This is a genomic window from Pseudomonas sp. 300, from assembly GCF_055803035.1.
This window is the reverse complement of the sequence record NZ_JAVLRV010000002.1, coordinates 3,660,402-3,679,868: the sequence shown is the minus strand read 5'-3', so window position 1 is coordinate 3,679,868 and position 19,467 is coordinate 3,660,402. Positions and strand designations below refer to the sequence as shown.

The 19,467-nt window shown below is 59.3% G+C and carries 15 protein-coding genes, 1 pseudogene and 1 riboswitch; of the genes and pseudogenes, 8 read left to right on the top strand and 8 right to left on the bottom strand.

From position 1 onward, the window contains the following. Window positions 1-47: 47 nt before the first annotated feature. The gene (locus tag Q7W83_RS23340) at window positions 48-791 is read right to left on the bottom strand and encodes a methyl-accepting chemotaxis protein (RefSeq protein ID WP_412071783.1); all 744 of its coding nucleotides are present in this window, start codon (window positions 789-791) and stop codon (window positions 48-50) included. A 111-nt stretch (window positions 792-902) separates the two neighbouring features. Beyond that, window positions 903-1,100, bottom strand: a pseudogene (locus Q7W83_RS23335) (HAMP domain-containing protein); the annotation flags it as partial. Between the two features lie 1,362 nt (window positions 1,101-2,462). Between Q7W83_RS23335 and Q7W83_RS23330 the strand changes: the two are divergent. Further along, entirely contained in the window at window positions 2,463-3,281 is an 819-nt protein-coding gene (locus tag Q7W83_RS23330) for a M48 family metallopeptidase (protein ID WP_150633104.1), read from the top strand. A 123-nt stretch (window positions 3,282-3,404) separates the two neighbouring features. On the opposite strand, the gene Q7W83_RS23325 is transcribed toward Q7W83_RS23330, so the two are convergent. The 3 genes from Q7W83_RS23325 to Q7W83_RS23315 form a co-directional block, all read right to left on the bottom strand. Next, window positions 3,405-3,989: a TMEM165/GDT1 family protein gene (locus Q7W83_RS23325; protein WP_150633105.1), complete on the bottom strand. Its 585-nt coding sequence runs from the start codon at window positions 3,987-3,989 to the stop codon at window positions 3,405-3,407. An 88-nt stretch (window positions 3,990-4,077) separates the two neighbouring features. Further along, window positions 4,078-4,202: riboswitch (yybP-ykoY riboswitch) on the bottom strand. 39 nt (window positions 4,203-4,241) lie between these two features. Beyond that, entirely contained in the window at window positions 4,242-5,240 is a 999-nt protein-coding gene (locus Q7W83_RS23320) for a class I SAM-dependent methyltransferase (RefSeq protein WP_150633106.1), read from the bottom strand. Window positions 5,241-5,273: 33 nt separating this feature from the next. Continuing rightward, window positions 5,274-6,239: a 2-hydroxyacid dehydrogenase gene (locus Q7W83_RS23315; protein WP_473657206.1), complete on the bottom strand. Its 966-nt coding sequence runs from the start codon at window positions 6,237-6,239 to the stop codon at window positions 5,274-5,276. 91 nt (window positions 6,240-6,330) lie between these two features. Here Q7W83_RS23315 and Q7W83_RS23310 point away from each other — a divergent pair, with 91 nt between their 5' ends. The 5 genes from Q7W83_RS23310 (at window position 6,331) to Q7W83_RS23290 (ending at window position 15,393) form a co-directional block, all read left to right on the top strand. Beyond that, window positions 6,331-6,960: a LysE family translocator gene (locus Q7W83_RS23310; RefSeq protein WP_150633108.1), complete on the top strand. Its 630-nt coding sequence runs from the start codon at window positions 6,331-6,333 to the stop codon at window positions 6,958-6,960. A gap of 233 nt (window positions 6,961-7,193) precedes the next feature. After that, window positions 7,194-8,876 carry a fatty acid--CoA ligase gene (locus Q7W83_RS23305; protein ID WP_473657200.1) on the top strand — a complete coding sequence of 561 codons (1,683 nt, stop codon included), beginning with the start codon at window positions 7,194-7,196 and terminating at the stop codon, window positions 8,874-8,876. A gap of 336 nt (window positions 8,877-9,212) precedes the next feature. Beyond that, entirely contained in the window at window positions 9,213-11,087 is a 1,875-nt protein-coding gene (locus tag Q7W83_RS23300) for a DUF1302 domain-containing protein (protein WP_150633110.1), read from the top strand. Window positions 11,088-11,115: 28 nt separating this feature from the next. Beyond that, a complete protein-coding gene (locus Q7W83_RS23295) occupies window positions 11,116-12,480 on the top strand; it encodes a DUF1329 domain-containing protein (protein ID WP_150633111.1) in 1,365 nt (454 codons plus the stop codon). A gap of 174 nt (window positions 12,481-12,654) precedes the next feature. Beyond that, window positions 12,655-15,393 (top strand): winged helix-turn-helix domain-containing protein, encoded by a 2,739-nt coding sequence (locus Q7W83_RS23290; protein ID WP_473657195.1) that lies wholly within the window; start codon window positions 12,655-12,657, stop codon window positions 15,391-15,393. Between the two features lie 137 nt (window positions 15,394-15,530). Here Q7W83_RS23290 and Q7W83_RS23285 read toward each other — a convergent pair whose 3' ends face one another. Both Q7W83_RS23285 and Q7W83_RS23280 read right to left on the bottom strand, forming a co-directional pair. Further along, a complete protein-coding gene (locus Q7W83_RS23285) occupies window positions 15,531-15,959 on the bottom strand; it encodes a hypothetical protein (protein WP_473657192.1) in 429 nt (142 codons plus the stop codon). Further along, the gene (locus Q7W83_RS23280) at window positions 15,880-17,226 is read right to left on the bottom strand and encodes a M10 family metallopeptidase (protein WP_473657190.1); all 1,347 of its coding nucleotides are present in this window, start codon (window positions 17,224-17,226) and stop codon (window positions 15,880-15,882) included. Before Q7W83_RS23280 ends, Q7W83_RS23285 begins: the two co-directional genes overlap by 80 nt. Window positions 17,227-17,353: 127 nt before the next feature. On the opposite strand from Q7W83_RS23280, the gene Q7W83_RS23275 reads away from it, so the two are divergent. Further along, window positions 17,354-17,998 carry an MBL fold metallo-hydrolase gene (locus Q7W83_RS23275; protein WP_150634732.1) on the top strand — a complete coding sequence of 215 codons (645 nt, stop codon included), beginning with the start codon at window positions 17,354-17,356 and terminating at the stop codon, window positions 17,996-17,998. A 102-nt stretch (window positions 17,999-18,100) separates the two neighbouring features. Further along, window positions 18,101-18,832: a YiaD family glycine zipper/OmpA-like lipoprotein gene (locus tag Q7W83_RS23270; protein WP_150634731.1), complete on the top strand. Its 732-nt coding sequence runs from the start codon at window positions 18,101-18,103 to the stop codon at window positions 18,830-18,832. Window positions 18,833-18,988: 156 nt separating this feature from the next. On the opposite strand, the gene Q7W83_RS23265 is transcribed toward Q7W83_RS23270, so the two are convergent. Continuing rightward, the gene (locus Q7W83_RS23265) at window positions 18,989-19,423 is read right to left on the bottom strand and encodes a Z-ring associated ZapG family protein (protein ID WP_008025941.1); all 435 of its coding nucleotides are present in this window, start codon (window positions 19,421-19,423) and stop codon (window positions 18,989-18,991) included. Window positions 19,424-19,467: the final 44 nt, after the last annotated feature.

The following is a 19,467-nucleotide window of genomic DNA, read 5'->3' as shown; positions in this document are numbered from 1 at the left end:
CCGGGCGGCGTTCCGACGATAAGGTCCGCAGGACCTTCCGGCTATCCTTAAACCTTGAACTGGTTGATTAACCGCCGCTGCTGTTCCGCCAGCTTGGTCAGATCCGCACTCGCCGCGCTCGACTCATCCGCCCCGCCGGCCACTTCATTGGCCACTTGCCCGATGTTGATCACGTTACGGTTGATGTCATCCGCCACCGCACTCTGTTCCTCGGCCGCGCTGGCAATCTGCGTGTTCATGTCATTGATCACCGACACCGCCTGAGTGATCGCATCCAGCGCTTCGGCGGCTTTCGCTGCATGTTGCACGCTTTCGTCGGTGCGGCTCTGACTGTCTTCCATCACCCGCACCACATCGCGCGTGCCTTGTTGCAACTGCTGGATCATGGTCTGGATTTCTTCGGTCGCCTTCTGGGTTTTCTGCGCCAGATTGCGTACCTCATCGGCCACCACCGCAAAGCCACGGCCCTGCTCGCCGGCGCGGGCCGCTTCAATGGCGGCGTTCAGCGCCAGCAGGTTGGTCTGCTCGGCGATGCCGCGAATGGCGGTGAGGATCGCGTTGATGTTCTCGCTGTCCTTGGCCAGGGTTTGCACCACACCGACAGCCTTGCCGATTTCCAAGGCCAGTACGCCGATCGATTGCGATGTGTCCCGCACGATTTGTTTGCCCTGAGCCGCAGCCTGATCCGCATGGCTGGCCGCTTGCGCCGCCTGGGTCGCGTTACGCGCCACGTCCTGGGCGGTGGCGGTCATTTCATGCACCGCCGTGGCGACCTGATCGATCTCGACCATTTGCTTCTGCACGCCAATGTTGGTGCGAATGGCGATGTCGGCGGTGTGTTCCGACGAGTCGCTGACGCTCTGCACCGATGTCACCACTTGGGTAATCATCGCCTGCAACTTGGCGAGGAAGGTGTTGAAACCTTTGGCGATCGAGCCCAGTTCGTCGGCCCGGTCGCTGGTCAGGCGACGCGTCAGGTCGCCTTCACCTTTGGCGATGTCATCGAGCATGGCCACCATCTGCTTAAGCGGCCGGGCAATGCCGTGGCCCACCAGCCAGATCACCAGCAAGCCGATGCCGGCAATCAGCAGGCCAACCATGGCCATGCCGAAGGTGTCGGATTTGCGCTGGGTGTTCAGATCACCCTGAAGTTTTTGCAAGTCGGCCATCACCGCGTTCAACGGCAGTTGCAGCATCAGCGTCCAGCGCGCATCGGTCTGGCCGATGCCGAACGGCAAGTACAACTCGATCCGGCCCTGGGCCTTGTCGACGGTGTAAGTCGCTTCGCCGCGCTTGAGATGGGCCATGTTGGCGATCTGCTGGCTGTCGAGGATATCGCTGACTTTCTCGCCGAATTTGCTCGGGTCCTTGGTGTAGGCGACGATCCGGCCATTGCCGCCGATCAGGGCCATTTCACCGGCACCGCTGTACAACTTCTGATTCGCGCCCAGGAGCATTTCCTGGATGAAGTTCACCGACAGGTCGGCGCCGACGATGCCCTGGAACGCACCGTTGAGCATGATCGGTTCAATGAAGGAGGCGAGCATGACGATTTTGTCGCCGACCTTGTAAGGCGCCGGATCGATCACGCAGGATTTTTTGGTTTCTTTCGAGCACAGGTAGTACTCGCTGGCGCGCACGCCGGTGGACAGGGTTTTCTGGTCGTCGACGTCCACCAGTTTGTCCAGGCCCAGGCTGCCGTCTTCGTTGCGGAACCACCACGGCAGGAAACGCCCGTTGCTGGCGTCGATGCCAACCACTTTGGTGTCGACGTAGGCCGCATCGTTGTGGTCGAGAGCGTTTTTTTCCCAGCCGATGTAGGTGCCGAGAATTTTCGGGTTTTTGGCGACGTTTTCCTTGATCAGGCTGATCAATTGCTCGCGGCTCAGGTTCAGTTGCGGCTGACCATCGGCCCCCGGCGTGCCGATCAAGGCGTTGACCCGCACCAGTCCGCCGGCAATCAGCAGCGGCGCTTCGAGTTCACGCTGGATCTGGCTGACCTGGGTTTGCGCCAGGGATGTCAGGCGCTGCTCGATGACTTGCTCGAATTGCGCCTGGGTCCGCTCTTGCACCATGTCTTGCGTCCGTGCGCCTGAAAACAGCGCGTACAGCACCAGGGCTGCCACGACACTTAATACGATGGCGCCAGCGAGGGCCGCCACGGAAAACTGGATTGACTTGAATTTCATGGGTGCTCCGCACGCAAGAGGACGTCTGCGGTGCTGTATCGGCAGAGGGGGCGAGGGCCATGAGCGAGGCATGGCGAAATGGCTGTTTTGGAGTGTTAGAGGTCGCAAATAAATCATTGCGGGGCGTTATTGGCCGTGGCGGGAAGGGTTATGTGAATTTTTTCCTACGGTGATAGGACCTTTATCCGAAATTTGCGTCTGTATGTCTGTTGTATCTGGCGTAGATACAATTCCACGCCTAGGATACGCGGCATGTTTTCAGGGAGTTTTTTGATGAACAAGCGATTGGTTTTGTGTGCACTGAGCGCGGGTCTTCTGCTCGCCGGTTGTCAGTCGGTCAACACCACCAGCGGCGGTGCCGTGGGCGTCGAGCGCAAGCAGTACATGTTCAGCATGTTGTCCACGGATGAAGTCAACCAGATGTACGCCCAGTCTTATCAAAAGACGGTTGGCGAGGCGACCAGCAAAGGTGTGCTGGACAAGACCAGTAACGATGCCAAGCGCATCCAGGCGATCGCCGATCGACTGATTGCCCAGGCGCCGATTTTCCGTCCGGATTCGGCCCAGTGGAAATGGGAAGTCAACCTGATCAAGAGTGACGAGCTCAACGCCAACTGCGGGCCTGGCGGCAAGATCTTTTTCTACACCGGGCTGATCGACAGCCTGAAACTCACCGACGATGAAATCGCCGCGATCATGGGCCATGAAATCGCCCACGCCCTGCGCGAGCACGGTCGTGAAGCGATGTCCAAGGCGTACGGCATCGAAATGGCCAAGCAGGGCGCTGGTGCCTTGTTCGGTCTGGGCCAGGACAGCCTGGCCCTGGCAGACACCGTGGCCAACTACGGCATGACGCTGCCCAACAGCCGCGCCAACGAAAACGAGGCCGACCTGATCGGCCTGGAGCTGGCGGCCCGCGCCGGTTACAACCCGAACGCCGCGATCACCCTGTGGAACAAGATGAGCAAGGCTTCGGAGGGTTCGCCGCCGGAGTTCATGAGTACTCACCCGGCGTCGTCCAGTCGGATTGCTTCGTTGCAGGCGGCGATTCCGAAGGTGATGCCGTTGTACGAGAAAGCGCCGAAATCCTGATCGTCGTGCGGTGTCTTTGAAGACGCCATCGCGAGCAGGCTCGCTCCCACATTGAAATGCGATCAACTGTGGGAGCGGGCTTGCCCGCGATGAACGATTACGCGGAGTTACCGACTTACCGCGTCAAACCCATCCACTGCTCTGCATCGCCTTGTACACCGCGACAATCGCCAGGACGAAGAACGCTGACGCCGCCAGTCGACGAATCAGGGTCAATGGCAATTTGTCCGCCGCAAAGTTACCCGCCAACACCACCGGCACGTTGGCAATCAACATACCCACGGTGGTGCCGATAATGACCAGCCACAGTTCCGGGTATTGCGCGGCCAGCATGACGGTCGCGATCTGCGTCTTGTCGCCGATTTCCGCGAGGAAGAAGGCGATCAGCGTCGTCAGGAACGGCCCGAACTTGCGGGCGGTGCTGGCTTCGTCGTCATCCATCTTGTCCGGCACCAGCGTCCACAATGCCGTCGCAGTGAAACTGGCGGCGAGGATCCAGTGCAACACTGCATCCGAGAAGAAGCTGCCGACCCAGGCACCTACCGCACCGGCTGCCGCGTGGTTGGCCAGGGTGGCGGCGACGATGCCGGCGATGATCGGCCACGGTTTGCGAAAGCGGGCAGCAAGGATGAGCGCGAGCAGTTGCGTCTTGTCGCCGATTTCGGCCAAGGCAACGATTGCGGTGGGAACGAGAAGTGAATCCAGCATCAGGGTTTTCCTAAGGGGCGGGTCGACACGGCTATGACACGTACAGCCTTCCCGCCCCGGGTAAGGTGTTCGTGTCATAGGTCTTGTCAAACCCTGCGATCCGTCTGATGCGGACGCTTGGGTCGCATACGCCATGGTCTGAGGACCAAGTATGTTGACGTATGCCGGACGAGCATGGCGCTCGTGGGAGACTACTCCCCTAGGACGGAGCGGATTCTGCCTAGGCAAATCCGATTGGGCAAGTACAAATTTCTAACCGCGTTTGGCCCGGTAGATTCGAAACCCCTGACCTTCGGCCTTGATCGCGCACACGCCGAGGTGCTCTTCGATCAGCGGTTGATACTTCAGGAAGCTGTTCGCAACCAAGCGAAGTTCACCGCCGTTTTTCAGATGTTTCGCTGCTTTTCTCAGCAAGTTTTCAGTGGCGAAGTAATCCGTGTGCACACCGACATGGAACGGCGGGTTGCTCAGGATCGCACTCAAACCCATCGGCGCCGCATCGATACCGTCACCGGTAATCACCTCGGCTTCCAGACCGTTGGCCGCCAGTGTCAGGCGACTGCTGGCCGCGGCAAAAGCATCCACGTCGAGCAATGTGACCTGATTGTGAGGATAACGACGCTTGACCGCCGCCCCCAAAACGCCGGCGCCGCAACCGAAGTCCAGCAAATGACCACTTGGCAACTTGTCCAGATGCTCCAGCAACAACGCGCTGCCGCGATCCAGCCGGCCGTGGCTGAACACGCCCGGCAGGCTGATGACTTTCAGCGGGCCTTCGGCCAATGGCAATTCATAGGTCTGGGCCAGGCTTTCCAGAGACTTGGCTTCTGGCGCATTGGCCACGGTGACCTGCCAGAGCTGGCAGTGACGTGCACTGTCGAGCTTGCGCGGTTTGCCGAACGGGTTCAGTTGCTTGGCCGCGCCTTCGATACCGCTGCGTTTCTCGCCGACCAGATACAGCTCGCGCCCGGCCAGGCGCGAGGCGAGGGCGTTGAGGATGTAATCGGTGAGGTCCTTGGATTTGGGCAGAAACACCACCGCCGTGCCGAACTCGCGCTCGGGCGCCGTCACGCCGAAATGGCTGCGCTCGGTGAAGCGTGCGTCAAGCGCGGCCTGGTCGCCGGCGTGCCAGCACCAGCCATGGGCGTCGGGCAGGCGCCCGAGCAGATCATCGGCGGGCAAACCGGCCAGCAGCACCGAACCCTGGAACAACTCGGCCTGACGAAGCAGTACTTCACTGCGCGGATCCATACTCTGCTCCTGTAAAAAAAGTGCCGCAGTTTATCAACTGACGACCCGCAGCGCCTTACCGCTGAAGTATCCCTGCGCGTTTTCGGTCAATTGACCCACGATCCGCTGCCGCGCTTCGCGACTGCCCCAGGCGTTGTGCGGCGTCACGATCAGGCGTGGAATGTCGGCGGCGAGTAACGGGTTGCCGGCGCTCGGCGGTTCGACGCTCAACACGTCCGTGGCTGCACCGCCGAGGTGGCCGTTGCGCAAGGCATCGGCCAGCGCCTGTTCGTCAATCAAGCCGCCACGGGCGGTGTTGACCACGAAAGCATCAGGTTTCATCAAAGCCAGTTCGCGAGCACCGATGAAGTGGCGAGTGTGTTCGTTGAGCGGGCAGTGCAAGGTCAGCGCATCGATTTGCGGCAGCAGTTCATCCAGTGGCAAACGGTCCGGTCGGGCCGGGCGCCCCGGAATCTGCCCGAGCAGCACGCGCATGCCGAAGGCTTCGGCCAGTCGGGCGACCGCGCCGCCCAGTTCGCCATGACCGAGCAAGCCCAGGGTTTTGCCTTCCAGTTCGACGATCGGGTAGTCCAGCAGGCAGAACTGTTTCGCTTGTTGCCAGCGACCTTCACCGACGGCTTTCTGATAATCGGCGAGGCGCGTTGCCAGGTTGAGCAGCAGCATGATCGTGTGCTGCGCCACCGATGGCGTGCCGTAACCCTGGCAGTTGCAGACCGTCACGCCATGGGCGCGGGCGGCGGCGAGATCGACGTTGTTGGTGCCGGTGGCGGTGATCAGGATCAGCTTCAGCTCGGGGCTGGCGGCAATGGCCGCGGCGTCGATCAGGATTTTGTTGCTGATGGCAACGGTCGCGCCCTTGAGACGTTCGATCACCTGATCCGGCGTGGTCTGCGCAAACAGTTGCAAATCATCGAAGCAGGCGCGCAATGGACTGAGGTCGAGGTCGCCGAGGTCCAGGGAGGGATGGTCGAGGAAAACGGCGCGGCGAGGGTTCGTCATCAACTGTACCTTTTGTGTATTGAACTGAAGGCGTAATGTGCCGAGCCTACCAGATGAAACAAACAGTTACGCTTGGCCAAGAGGACCCCCCATGTACTGGACAGAGTTTTTGACCGTCGCCCTGATTCACCTGCTGGCCGTCGCCAGCCCCGGCCCGGACTTTGCCGTGGTGGTGCGTGAGAGCGTGACCCATGGCCGTCGCGCCGGCACCTGGACCGCGCTGGGCGTCGGTACGGCAATTTTCCTGCACGTCGGCTATTCGCTGCTGGGCATCGGTCTGATCGTGTCCCAGTCGATTGTGCTGTTTAACGCCTTGAAATGGGCCGCCGCTGCTTATCTGTTGTACATCGGCTTCAAGGCCCTGCGCGCGCAACCGGCCAAACCGCTGGCCGATGATCTGCATAAAGAAGCGGGTGAACGCACCGCTCGCGGCGCCTTCACCTCGGGTTTCGTGACCAACGGTCTGAACCCGAAAGCCACGCTGTTCTTCCTGTCGTTGTTCACCGTGGTGATCAATCCGCATACGCCGTTGGCGGTGCAGGCGGGTTACGGGGTTTACCTCGCAGCCGCGACGGCAGTGTGGTTTTGCCTGGTGGCGATGCTGTTCAGCCAGCAGCGCGTACGCGCCGGTTTCGCCCGCATGGGCCACTGGTTCGACCGGACCATGGGCGCGGTGTTGATCGCCATCGGCGTAAAACTCGCGTTCACCGAGATGCATTGATCTTGTAGGAGCCGGCTTGCTGGCGATGGTATCGCTGCAGTCTGTCAGATAGACCTTAGCGTTCCTGTCGTCAGCAAGCCGGCTCCTACAGGTCTGGATGGCAGTTGAATGCTGGCGCAACGCTAGCATTTGCTGAATGTTGCAAATCATTCCTTCGGCTGATTTGGTTGTCATGGAAGGGCACTAGAGTGCCTACTTTCAGTCACGACCGTGCAGTCAGAAAAGGGATTCTTATGTTGCAGACTCGCGTTATCCCCCCAGCCGAAGGCGCTTACCAGTATCCGCTGCTGATCAAACGGCTGCTGATGTCCGGTGCGCGCTATGAGAAAACCCGCGAGATCATTTACCGCGATCAGTTGCGCTACAGCTATCCGACCCTGATCGAACGGGTCGCACGCCTGGCCAACGTGCTGACGGCGGCCGGCGTCAAGGCTGGCGATACCGTGGCGGTGATGGACTGGGACAGCCATCGCTATCTGGAATGCATGTTTGCCATCCCCATGATCGGCGCGGTGATCCACACCATCAACGTGCGCCTGTCGCCGGAACAGATCCTCTACACCATGAATCACGCCGAGGACCGCTTCGTGCTGGTCAACAGCGAGTTCGTCGGGCTGTACAACGCGATTGCCGGGCACCTGACCACGGTCGAGAAAACCCTGCTGCTGACCGACCTGCCGGAAAAAACCGCCGACTTGCCAAACCTCGTCGGTGAGTACGAGCAATTGCTGGCGGCCGCGAGCACGCAATACGACTTCCAGGACTTCGACGAGAACTCGGTCGCGACCACGTTTTACACCACCGGCACCACCGGCAATCCCAAAGGCGTGTACTTCACCCATCGCCAGCTAGTGCTGCACACCATGGGCGTGTCGACCATCATGGGCGCCATCGACAGCGTGCGACTGCTGGGCACCAACGACGTGTACATGCCGATCACCCCGATGTTTCATGTGCACGCCTGGGGCTTGCCATATGTGGCGACCATGCTCGGGCTCAAGCAGGTCTATCCGGGCCGCTACGACCCTGAATACCTGGTGGAGCTGTGGCGCAAGGAAAAGGTCACTTTCTCGCATTGCGTACCGACCATCCTGCAGATGGTCCTCAACGCCAAGGCTGCGCAAGACACCGACTTCGGTGGCTGGAAAATCGTGATCGGCGGCAGTGCATTGAATCGTGCGTTGTACGAAGCCGCCAAAGCCAAAGGCATTCAGTTGACCGCCGCGTATGGCATGTCGGAAACCGGCCCGCTGGTTTCCTGCGCGCACCTCAACGACGAGTTGATGGCCGGCACCGAAGACGAGCGCACCACGTACCGGATCAAGGCCGGCGTGCCGGGGCCCTTGGTGGAGGCGGCAATCGTCGACACCGATGGCAACTTCCTGCCCGCCGATGGCGAGACCCAGGGCGAACTGGTCCTGCGTGCACCGTGGCTCACCGAAGGCTATTTCAATGAGCCGCAGAAGGGCGCCGAGCTCTGGGCCGGGGGCTGGCTGCATACCGGTGACGTGGCGACGCTGGACAGCATGGGCGTGATCGACATTCGCGACCGGATCAAGGATGTGATCAAGACCGGTGGCGAGTGGATTTCCTCCCTGGACCTGGAAGACCTGATCAGTCGCCATCTAGCGGTACGCGAAGTAGCAGTGGTGGGCATTGCCGATCCGCAGTGGGGCGAGCGCCCGTTTGCCTTGCTGGTGATCCGTGAGGGCCATGTAATCGGGGCCAGGGAACTCAAGGAACACCTCAAACCTTTTGTGGAACTGGGGCACCTGAGCAAGTGGGCCATCCCGAGCCAGATCGCCCTTGTTACTGAAATTCCCAAGACCAGTGTCGGCAAGCTCGACAAGAAGCGGATTCGCCTCGACATCACTGAATGGCAAGCCAACAACAGTACCTTCCTCTCGACGCTTTAAGCGCCTCCCGGCGTGCCCGAAATGGCACGCCAGCCCCACCAAGCAAGCGCTTGGCTTGTGAAATCCTGAATTTCAGCCATCCTTCCCGTGCCGACAGGTGTCGGCCTGGCGAAGGACTGTTCCAGAGTGGTCGGCAGCTGCAAATCACACTTTAGAGGGATCAAGCACTACTACCTGCTGGCTATAGTCCGCTCAAGGATTTTTAAGAACGGGGCACACGCACAAAACGGGGCGATGCAACTTTGGAGTGAATTCGGAAAGCCTTGGCTTCCGGTCAACCACAGCGTTTTTAAAAATACTCACTGCCATAACAATAATGCACATGGAGTAGCGTCGATGACATCAGTAAACCAGTTCTGGCGCCGGGCAAAACTGCCTCTGGCTGTCAGTCTTGCCTCTTCGCTCGCCGGGCCCGCATTCGGCGTCAGTTTCAACGTTGGTGAAATCGAAGGCAGCTTCGACTCGTCCCTGTCCGTTGGTGCCAGTTGGTCCACTGCCAAACCCAACAGCGACTTGATCGGGGTTAACAACGGCGGTAAGGGGTTGTCGCAAACCTCCGACGATGGTCACTTGAACTTCAAGCGCGGTGAAACGTTTTCGAAGATTTTCAAGGGTATCCATGACTTGGAACTGAAGTATGGCGATACCGGTGTCTTTGTACGTGGCAAGTACTGGTATGACTTTGAACTCAAGGACGAAAGTCGTCTGTTCAAGGATGTCAGCGATCACAACCGCAAGGAAGGCGCCAAGTCCTCCGGCGGGCAGATTCTCGACGCTTTCGTCTACCACAACTATTCCATTGCCGATCAGCCAGGTTCCGTGCGTCTAGGCAAGCAAGTAGTGAGCTGGGGTGAAAGCACCTTTATCGGTAACGGTATCAACTCGATCAACCCGATCGACGTATCGGCATTCCGCCGTCCAGGTGCCGAAATCAAGGAAGGGCTGATTCCGGTCAACATGTTCTACGTGTCCCAGACCCTGACCGAGAACCTGTCGGCAGAAGCCTTCTACCAGTTGGAATGGGACCAGTCGGTTGTCGATAACTGCGGTACGTTCTTCTCCCAGCCGGATGTGGTCGCTGATGGCTGCACCGATAACCTGCGGTTGCTGTCCAAGCGTTCGTACTTGGCCACTGTGCCTGGCGCACTGCCGGGGCTGGCTCGGTTCGGACTCGACATCAATGATGAGGGTGTGTTGGTCAAACGCGGCCCTGATCGTGACGCGCGCGACAGCGGCCAGTTTGGTGCAGCGTTCCATTATGTATTCGAGCCGCTGGACACCGAGTTCGGCGCCTACTTCATGAACTACCACAGCCGTGCACCGATTTTCAGTGCCACGGGTGCACCCGCTTCCGCCTACACCAGCGCAGTGACATTTCTGCCCGGCGCTGCAGCGAGCTTACGTCCTCTGGCCATCGCCGGTAACTCCCAATACTTTATCGAGTACCCGGAAGATATCCGCCTGTATGGCTTGAGCTTTTCCACCACCTTGCCTACAGGCACGGCCTGGAGCGGTGAAGTCAGCTACCGCCCGAACGCGCCTGTACAACTCAACACCACCGATATCCTCTATTCGGGCGTCACCCCGTTGCCAGGTCTGAGTGGCGCTTCGCCGCTGAAAGGGACTCCAGGTCAGGATCAGCATGGTTATCGCCGCAAGGAAGTTACCCAATTCCAGACGACCCTGACTCACTTCTTCGACCAGGTCATGGGCGCCAGCCGTCTTACCTTGGTGGGTGAACTGGGCGTTACCCATGTTGGTGGTCTGGAGAGCGGCGATGAAGCCCGTTATGGTCGTGACCCTGTTTACGGTCCAGGCGAAGGCCCTTTGTGCGCGACCCTCAACGCGGGGACCATTCAGGGCGCCGGCGTAGGTGCGGACAGAAGCAACCTCACTTCCAATTGCAACAACGAAGGCTTTACCACCGCCACTTCCTGGGGGTATCGCGGTCGTGCAATCTGGGAGTACAACGACGTGTTTGCCGGTGTGAACCTCAAACCTAACATCGCCTGGTCCCATGACGTCGAAGGCTACTCGCCTGGCCCTGGCGGCAACTTCGAAGAAGGCCGCAAGGCGGTGAGCCTGGGTCTCGATGCCGAGTACCAGAACACCTACACCGCGAGTCTGGCCTACACCAACTTCTTTGGTGGCGACTACACCACCGTGGATGACCGCGACTTCGTTGCGCTCAGCTTCGGCGTGAACTTCTAAGCACTGCATTTTCAGGACGAACACACCTATGAAAACAACAAAGAGTCTGTTCCACGCTGGATTTCTGGGGCTAACGCTGCTGGCGACCAGCGTGATGGCAGCGGTCCCTGCGGCCGAAGCGGACAAACTGGGCAAGAGCCTGACGCCGATGGGCGCCGAGATGGCGGGTAATGCCGACGGTTCGATTCCGGCCTGGAAGCCGTTGCCGAAAAACGCTGGCGCTGTCGACAGCAAAGGTTTCCTGGCCGACCCGTACGCCAGTGAGAAGCCGCTGTTCACCATCACTGCGCAGAACGTCGACCAGTACAAGGACAAACTTGCCCCGGGCCAGTACGCGATGTTCAAGCGCTACCCGGAAACCTTCAAGATGCCGGTTTACCCGTCCCATCGCGGCGCGACCGTGCCGGATGACGTGTTCGCTGCCATCAAGAAAAACGCCACGGCCACGGAGCTGGTGTCCGGCGGCAACGGGTTGAAAAACTTCGAGACAGCCGTACCGTTCCCGATTCCAAAGACCGGCATTGAGGTTATCTGGAACCACATCACCCGCTATCGCGGTGGCAGCGTGACGCGTCTGGTGACCCAGGCCACGCCGCAGCCGAACGGCTCGTACAGCCTGGTGTACTTCCAGGACCAGTTCGTATTCCGCGACAAGATGAAGGATTACGATCCGGCGAACCCGGGCAATATCCTGTTCTACTTCAAGCAGGAAGTGACCGCGCCGGCACGTCTGGCCGGTGGTGTGCTGCTGGTGCATGAAACCCTCGACCAGGTGGCGGAACCGCGTTCGGCGTGGGTCTACAACGCCGGTCAACGTCGCGTGCGTCGTGCGCCACAAGTGTCCTATGACGGGCCGGGTACTGCGGCGGACGGCTTGCGTACCTCTGACAACCTGGACATGTACAACGGTGCACCGGATCGTTACGACTGGAAACTCGAAGGCAAGAAGGAGATGTACATCGCCTCCGACAGCTACAAGCTCGACGATCCAAAGCTGAAGTACGCCGACATCATCAAGGCCGGTCACATCAACCAGGACCTGGCTCGTTACGAGCTGCGCCGGGTCTGGCATGTGGTTGCAACCCTGAAGGAAGGTCAGCGTCACATCTACGCCAAGCGTGACTTCTACATCGACGAAGACACCTGGCAAGCAGCGGTCATCGATCACTACGACGGTCGTAACCAACTGTGGCGTGTGGCGGAAGCTCACTCCCAGAACTACTACAACGTTCAAGTGCCGTGGTACACCCTGGAAACACTGTACGACCTGCAGTCCGGCCGTTACCTGGCACTCGGTATGAAGAACGAAGAGAAGTCGGCGTATAACTTCGGCTTCACCGCCACGACCAGCGACTTTACACCGGCGGCATTGCGTCAGTCCGGGGTTCGATAACCTGAACTGAATAGAGGCCGCATCCTCGAAACAAAGCCCCGACTGGTTCGGGGCTTTTTTTGTTCGTAGACTTTTTGTAGCCATTTGTAGCAATAACCTTCAATACCTCTTCGTTTACCGCTAGTCTGCGGAGATCTGCAACGCCGCCAACAGCAATTCAAACAAGAGCCGGCCATGACTGATCTGTCCCCACTCCCGGGCCCTGCAAGCGTTGCCGCCGCGACATTGGACGGGCGTTTTTTTCGGCCTCCGCTGCCCGACGGCCATGTGCTGCGTCCTCGTTTATGCGAGCGCCTCAGTGCCGGACTCGGCGGCAGGCTGTTGCTGGTCAGCGCACCGGCGGGGTTCGGCAAGAGTTCATTGGCGGTGGAGTTCTGTCAGGGGCTGCCGGCTCACTGGCAAAGTCTGTGGCTGGGTTTGAGTCCGCGGGACAACGATCCCGGCCGTTTTCTCGAGCGACTGCTCGAAGGTCTTCAGGACTATTTTCCGCAGTTGGGCAGGCAGTCTCTGGGCCTGCTGAAAATGCGCCAGCGGCATCAGCCGTTTGCTTTTGAGGAATGGCTGGACGGTTTGCTCGATGAGTTGGCCGTGCACCTGTTGCCGACGGCGCCACTGTTGTTGGTCCTCGATGACTACCATCTGGCCCAGGGCCCGGTACTCGATCGTTGCCTGCAGTTTTTCCTCAATCACCTTCCCGACGGCTTGTTGGTGATGGTCACCAGTCGCCAGCGTCCGGACTGGCATCTGGCACGGCTGCGACTGTCACGGCAGCTGCTCGAGTTGCACGAGCAGGATTTGCGCCTGACCCACGATGAAGCGTTGACCCTGCTCGATCGGCACAGCAGTTCGTTGCGCGGCGAAGCACTGGAAAACCTGATCCAGCGCAGCGAAGGCTGGGTTGCCGGCCTGCGTTTCTGGTTGCTGGCGGCCTCCGAAGCGGGCTCCGATGGTGCGTTGCCCCAGTCCCTGCACGGTGGGGAAGGGCTGATTCGCGATTACCTGCTTGAAGAAGTCATCGATTGTCTGCCTGCCGAGGTGCAGTCGTTCCTGTATGACACGGCCCCTCAAGAGCGTTTTTGCAGCGAACTGTGCGATGCCGTTCGCGAAGCCCATGACAGCGCCGAGATCCTGCGTTTTCTGCTGGCGCACCAAGTGTTCCTGGTACCGCTGGATGAAAATGGCCACTGGTACCGCTATCACCATCTGTTTTCCGACCTGCTGCGCACCCGGCCAACCTCACAGGCAATGGTGCCGGCGGCCAGCCTGCACCTGCGTGCCTGTCGCTGGTTCAATGCTCAAGGGCTGCTCGATGAAGCCGTGGAGCAGGCGTTGCGCGCCGGTCATCTGGACGTCGCGGCCAACCTGGTGCAGAACCTTTCGGAAGAGCAACTGCTGGCTGAACAGAACGTCGGCATGTTGCTGCGCTGGAAAATGGACTTGCCCGACAGCCTGCTGATCAGCACGCCACGGTTGATCGTGCTTTACAGCTGGGCATTGGGGCTGGCCTGTCAGCTCGATGCTGCCGAAGAATTGGCCAATCACCTGAGCCGCTTCCTGCCGGCCCCGTCCGCCACCGCGCAGAAATCCATGCTGGCGCAATGGTTGGCCTTGAGCGGGATCATCGCCCGCGGGCGCGGCAACCGCGAATTGACCCTGCTGTATTGCACTGAAGCGCTGGAGAGTCTTCCGTCCAAGCGTTACGGTCAGCGCCTGATGTGCCTTTCAACCCTGTCCAACCTGGCCATTGCCGACGGCGACTTGTGGCGGGCACGCGGCCTGAACCGTGATTCCCTGGAGCTGGCGCAACGGGTGGGCAATCCATTGTTCGAAGCGTTGGCCCATTACGATCGCGCCCGGGTGTTGCAGGCGCGAGGGGAGATCCTGCGTTCGCTGGATGAAGTCCGCCAAGGGCTGCAACGCCTGCAAGGATTGTCGCCGCAACGGCTCTATGCCGTACGCGCCCGATTGACCTTGTACGAGGGTTTTCTGCTGGCCCTGCGCCTGCAACCACAGACCGCGCGGCTGCGTCTGCAGGCCGGTTTGGCTGAGGCCCGCGCCTGTCGCGACATCAGTGTCCTGATCGGCCATTGCGTGATCGCCCGGCTCGAAGGCAGCAGCGGTGAGTTTGCCAAGGCGTTTGCCGAACTCGCCGAAGCCGAACGGCTGATGCACATCTGGGACGTACCACCGATCTACTATCTGGCGATGATCACCCTGGTCAAATGCGAACTCTGGCTGGCTCAGGGCCGTACCGATCTGGCGGAAGCCTGGCTAGCGCGATTGGGCCAGACCTACAATGGCGAACGGCCGGCGGCGCCCCCGGAATTCCATCCGCAACTGCCGCTGCATATCGAGTTGCAACAGGCGTTGCTCGATGTCATACAAGGACAGCCAATGCTGGCCGAGGGCCGGTTGAATGCCTTGCTCGAGCATGGTCAGCAAACCGGTCGGCAACTGCTCTGCGTGATGGCGCTGACGCAGAAAACCGAACTGCTCCTTGCGCACAACCGTGAGCCTGAAGCTCGTCAAGCTTTCGCTCAATCCCAGGAAGCGGCCAGCGGCGGCGCGTTACAGCCTTTTGATGGTTTGTTGAGCAAATACCCCGACTGGCTTCGCGAGCAACTGCAGAACTGCGCAAAAGCGGCGGTTTCGCAGAGCCTTTCAGAACGGCTCCCCCTTGTCGCCGCGCGCATTGTCCCGGAGCCCTCACAAGCCTGCGAACAGCTCAGTTCCCGAGAGCTGTCGGTTCTGAAACTCATTGCCCAAGGCTGCTCGAACCAGGAAATCAGCGATCAGTTGTTCATCTCCCTGCACACCGTTAAAACCCACGCCAGCCACATCAACAGCAAGCTTGGCGTTGAGCGGCGTACGCAGGCCGTGGCGCGGGCGAAAGCCTTGGGCGTGTTGGGGTAACCGGGTTTAGCGTGCACTCACCAATGAACAACGCCCCGAACCAGTCGGGGCGTTGTTCATTTGGTGCGCCAGGCATGACGCGTTGCGCGTACGCGCAACCCGTTTGGCTGTGGTTGCCTTTTACTCGATCGCTATTGTCACGCTACCAAATCATGGCTGCTGAAGCTGTTGACGCCCACCAACTGGATTTCGAAGTCCGCCACCAAATCGCCATTGACGTTGCCATAAAGCACATGGTCGACGAAACGTAATTGGCCGGCCCCCGTAAAGTCGTTCGAGTCGATGAACGTGAACTTGTTGACCCCGGCACTCAAGAGGTTGGCATCGAATTTCGAGAAATCGAGTTTGTCGCCGTCCAGGCTGCTGAAGTCTGTGATCACGTCACGCAAGCCGCCTTTGCCCATTTCGTTCAGAGCGTTGAAGACAAACCGATCAGCGCCCGTACCACCGGTCAACGTGTCGGTACCCAGTCCGCCGATCAGTGTGTCATTGGCAGCACCGCCGTCCAGCACATCGTTCCCGAGCCCGCCATTGAGGAGGTTGTTGCCGTCGTTGCCGATCAGCACATTGTTCAGGGAGGGCGTTGCCGGTGCCGTTGACGTGGGCGCTGCCGGTCAGGGTCAGGTTTTCGACGTTGGCACTGAGGGTGTAGTCGCTCGATGCCAGGACAATGTCGATTTCGGTCAGCGAAGTGCCGGTTTCGATCACGTTGTCGCCGATGTTATCCACCACATAGGTGTCGTTGCCGGCACCGCCGATCAAGGTGTCCGCACCGCCCATGCCGTTGAGCACGTTGTTCAGCGCATTGCCGGTCAGCACATCGTCAAAGGCCGAGCCTGTGGCGTTTTCGATTTTCGCGCCGTAGGCAATTGCCAGGCCGTCATTTATGAGCGTCTGATTCACCCCATCGATGAATGCCTTGCCGATCTGGCTGAATGCGCCCTCGTTGAGGTTCAGGTTAACGGCGGCCAATTGGTTGCTGGCGTCGATCGTGTCGTTGCCGCCCGCATCCCAGATAGTCTGAAACACCGATTGGTCCGGTGCCCAGCGATAGACGTTGTCACCGGTTTGCCAAAGCATGTTGGCGCCATACATTTTCTGGATGACAAGAATATCCAGCAGCATCGGCGTAGTCGGCTGATAGGAGTACGTGTTGCTGTAACTCATGATCGTGAAATGTGAATCGTCGAGCAGGGGATTGAGCACCGTGCTGTTGGATTGGCTCGCTTCGAAGGGATGCTTCAAACCCAGGGCGTGACCGATTTCATGCACAAATGTCATGAAGTCATAGGTGCCTTTGACGGGGTCCGGGTTGTTGGTCGTCGGTCCGATCCAGACATCCCCGCCCACAGGAGATCTGTCGGGGTAGTAGCCCCAGGCAGCGGTTTTGTCATCCATCCCGGCGTAGCCGCCGAACCGCAAGTCTCCAGCGCTGACGGCATTGTCAGTGACCTGAGTGAACTTGAGATTGGCTACGGCGCTCCACGCGCCCAGTGCGGTTTTGACAGCGTCTTGCTGGGCAAATGTCAGAGCGAAACTGTTCCGGTACTCTTGTTCGGCGCTGTAGTTGGTGGCGAAGAATGACCCGCCAGGCGTGATGAAGCTATAGGTCAGATTAGTCGTGGAGACATTACCTTTCCATGTGGGACTCAGCCATTGGGAGCCGTAGATCAGGCTGTCGATCTGTTGGTTACCAGTCAAAAAAGTGGGGAATGTAAAAACGTAACCAAGAGGCGTCGACATCTGAAAATCCTGAGTGGGCTGCGACCCTCCTACAATGTGGCCGCTACAAGAAAGCAATTTTGTACCAGAAACAACGCCAATTGATATCACATAGCCATTGTTTTTTCTTAATTGGCGTCAAATAAGTGGCGGGTATTCGCTGTATCGGCACCTCATGTTGAAGCCTGAGGAAAAGCAGACTGATATTCTGTTGAAAATCGAATCGTCAGGACTTTCCATGAACCTCCCAAGCCCCGCGCTAATCCGCGAAACCTTCCCCGTCGGCCCGTTGCAGTGCAACTGCACGATCATCGGCGATCCAATTTCCAAAAAAGCCATCGTGGTCGATCCGGGTGGCAATCATGAATTGATTCTGGCGCGGCTCGATGCTCTGGGCCTGAAGGTCGTCAGCATCATTCACACCCACGCGCACCTGGATCATTTCCTGGCCTCCGGTCAGTTGAAGGAAAAAACCGGCGCCACCCTGCACTTGCACAAAGAAGATCAGTTCCTCTGGGACAACCTCGAGATGCAGTGCCAGATGTTCGGTGTGCCCTATACGCCAGTTCCCTCGCCGGATCGCTGGTTGGCCGACGATGAAGAACTCGCCTGCGGCTGCGGCGTGGCGCTGCATACGCCAGGTCACACGCCGGGTTCAATGAGCTTTTGGTTTTCAGAGGCTAAGCTGCTGATTGCCGGTGACACCCTGTTTCGTCGCGGGGTAGGGCGTACGGATTTGTGGGGCGGCGATCAGGCGACCATCGTGCGTTCGATCAAACAGCGCCTGTACACCCTTGATGAAGACGCAACGGTGGTAACCGGGCATGGTCCGGATACGCGTCTGGGCGATGAAATGCGCGACAACCCATTTGTGCGGGCTTAAGAATGATCAACGGAATTTTTCTCGCCTGAAATGATCCAACGCCCGCAAAGATCCAATGCCTAAGTCCGTTGCACCCCAGAATGCAAAAACCAGGAGTTCTTCATGTTCACCAAGCAGCGTTTGATTATTGTCGCTACGGCTGTGGCCTTGCTGTCGGGCTGCGCCTCGCCTAACCCATACGACAACCAGGGGCAGGCCGAGGGTGGTTCCACGGGCATGAGCAAAACCGCCAAGTACGGTGGCCTCGGTGCCCTGGCCGGTGCATTGGCCGGCGCAGCCATTGACCACAACAACCGTGGCAAAGGTGCGCTGATTGGCGCCGCCGTGGTGGGGGCTTCGGCTGCCGGTTATGGCTACTACGCCGACCAGCAAGAGAAAAAGCTGCGCGCCAGCATGGCCAACACCGGTGTCGAGGTGCAGCGCCAGGGCGATCAGATCAAGCTGATCATGCCGGGCAACATCACGTTCGCCACCGATTCGGCGAACATCGCCTCCAGTTTCTATCAGCCACTGAACAACCTGGCGGGTTCGCTCAAAGAGTTCAGCCAGAACCAGATCGAAATCGTTGGCTACACCGACAGTACCGGCAGTCGTCAACACAACATGGACCTGTCCCAGCGTCGTGCGCAGAGCGTGGCGACTTACCTGACGTCCCAAGGTGTCAGTGGTGCCAACCTGTCGGCGCGCGGCGCCGGGCCGGATAACCCGATTGCCAGCAACGGCGACGTCAATGGCCGGGCACAGAACCGCCGCGTCGAGGTCAACCTCAAGGCGATCCCGGGCCAGCAGTATGGCGGTCAGCAACAGCCAGGTACGGTTCAGCAGTACCCATAATTGTCTGACTGAACTCCAGGCGTAAAAAAACCGCCCGATCCTCAACAGATCGGGCGGTTTTTTTTGTCGCCAGAACAAGCGATGAACACTTCAGAACCGAAAAAGCCCCCGGACAATCACTCGTCCGAGGGCTTTTTTGCATCGCGCGAAACCTGATTACTTCTTCAGGCCGTAATGCTCATCAAGCATGCCCGGCGCGTTCGGGGCTTTGGGGGCGTAGTCGCGAGGCGGCTCCTGATTACGCGGTGGTGTCAGGCGTTCCCGTGGGGCCGCTGCCGCATCGGCGTGCAGCGAAGCCAGCAAGCGTTGGCGGGTCTGCTCGTCCAGGGCCAGGCGGTTGGCACCCTCGGCAAGATGATCCTGCACTTCCTGATAGCTCTGAGTCAGTTTCTTGACCAGGTTTGCAGTGCTGTTGAAGTGGGTAACCACCTCGTTCTGATAACTGTCGAAACGTTCCTGAATGTCATCCAGCTGACGTTGCGTGCTGCTGGGCGCGGCGTTCGGCACCAGGCGAGCAATCAGGAATCCAATGGCGACACCCACAACCAGGGCAAGAGTCGGCAACAACCAAACTAAGAGCGAGTGTTCCACGAGTCCTTCCTCTATAAACGGCTTTGCTTTACGTTAACGGCTCG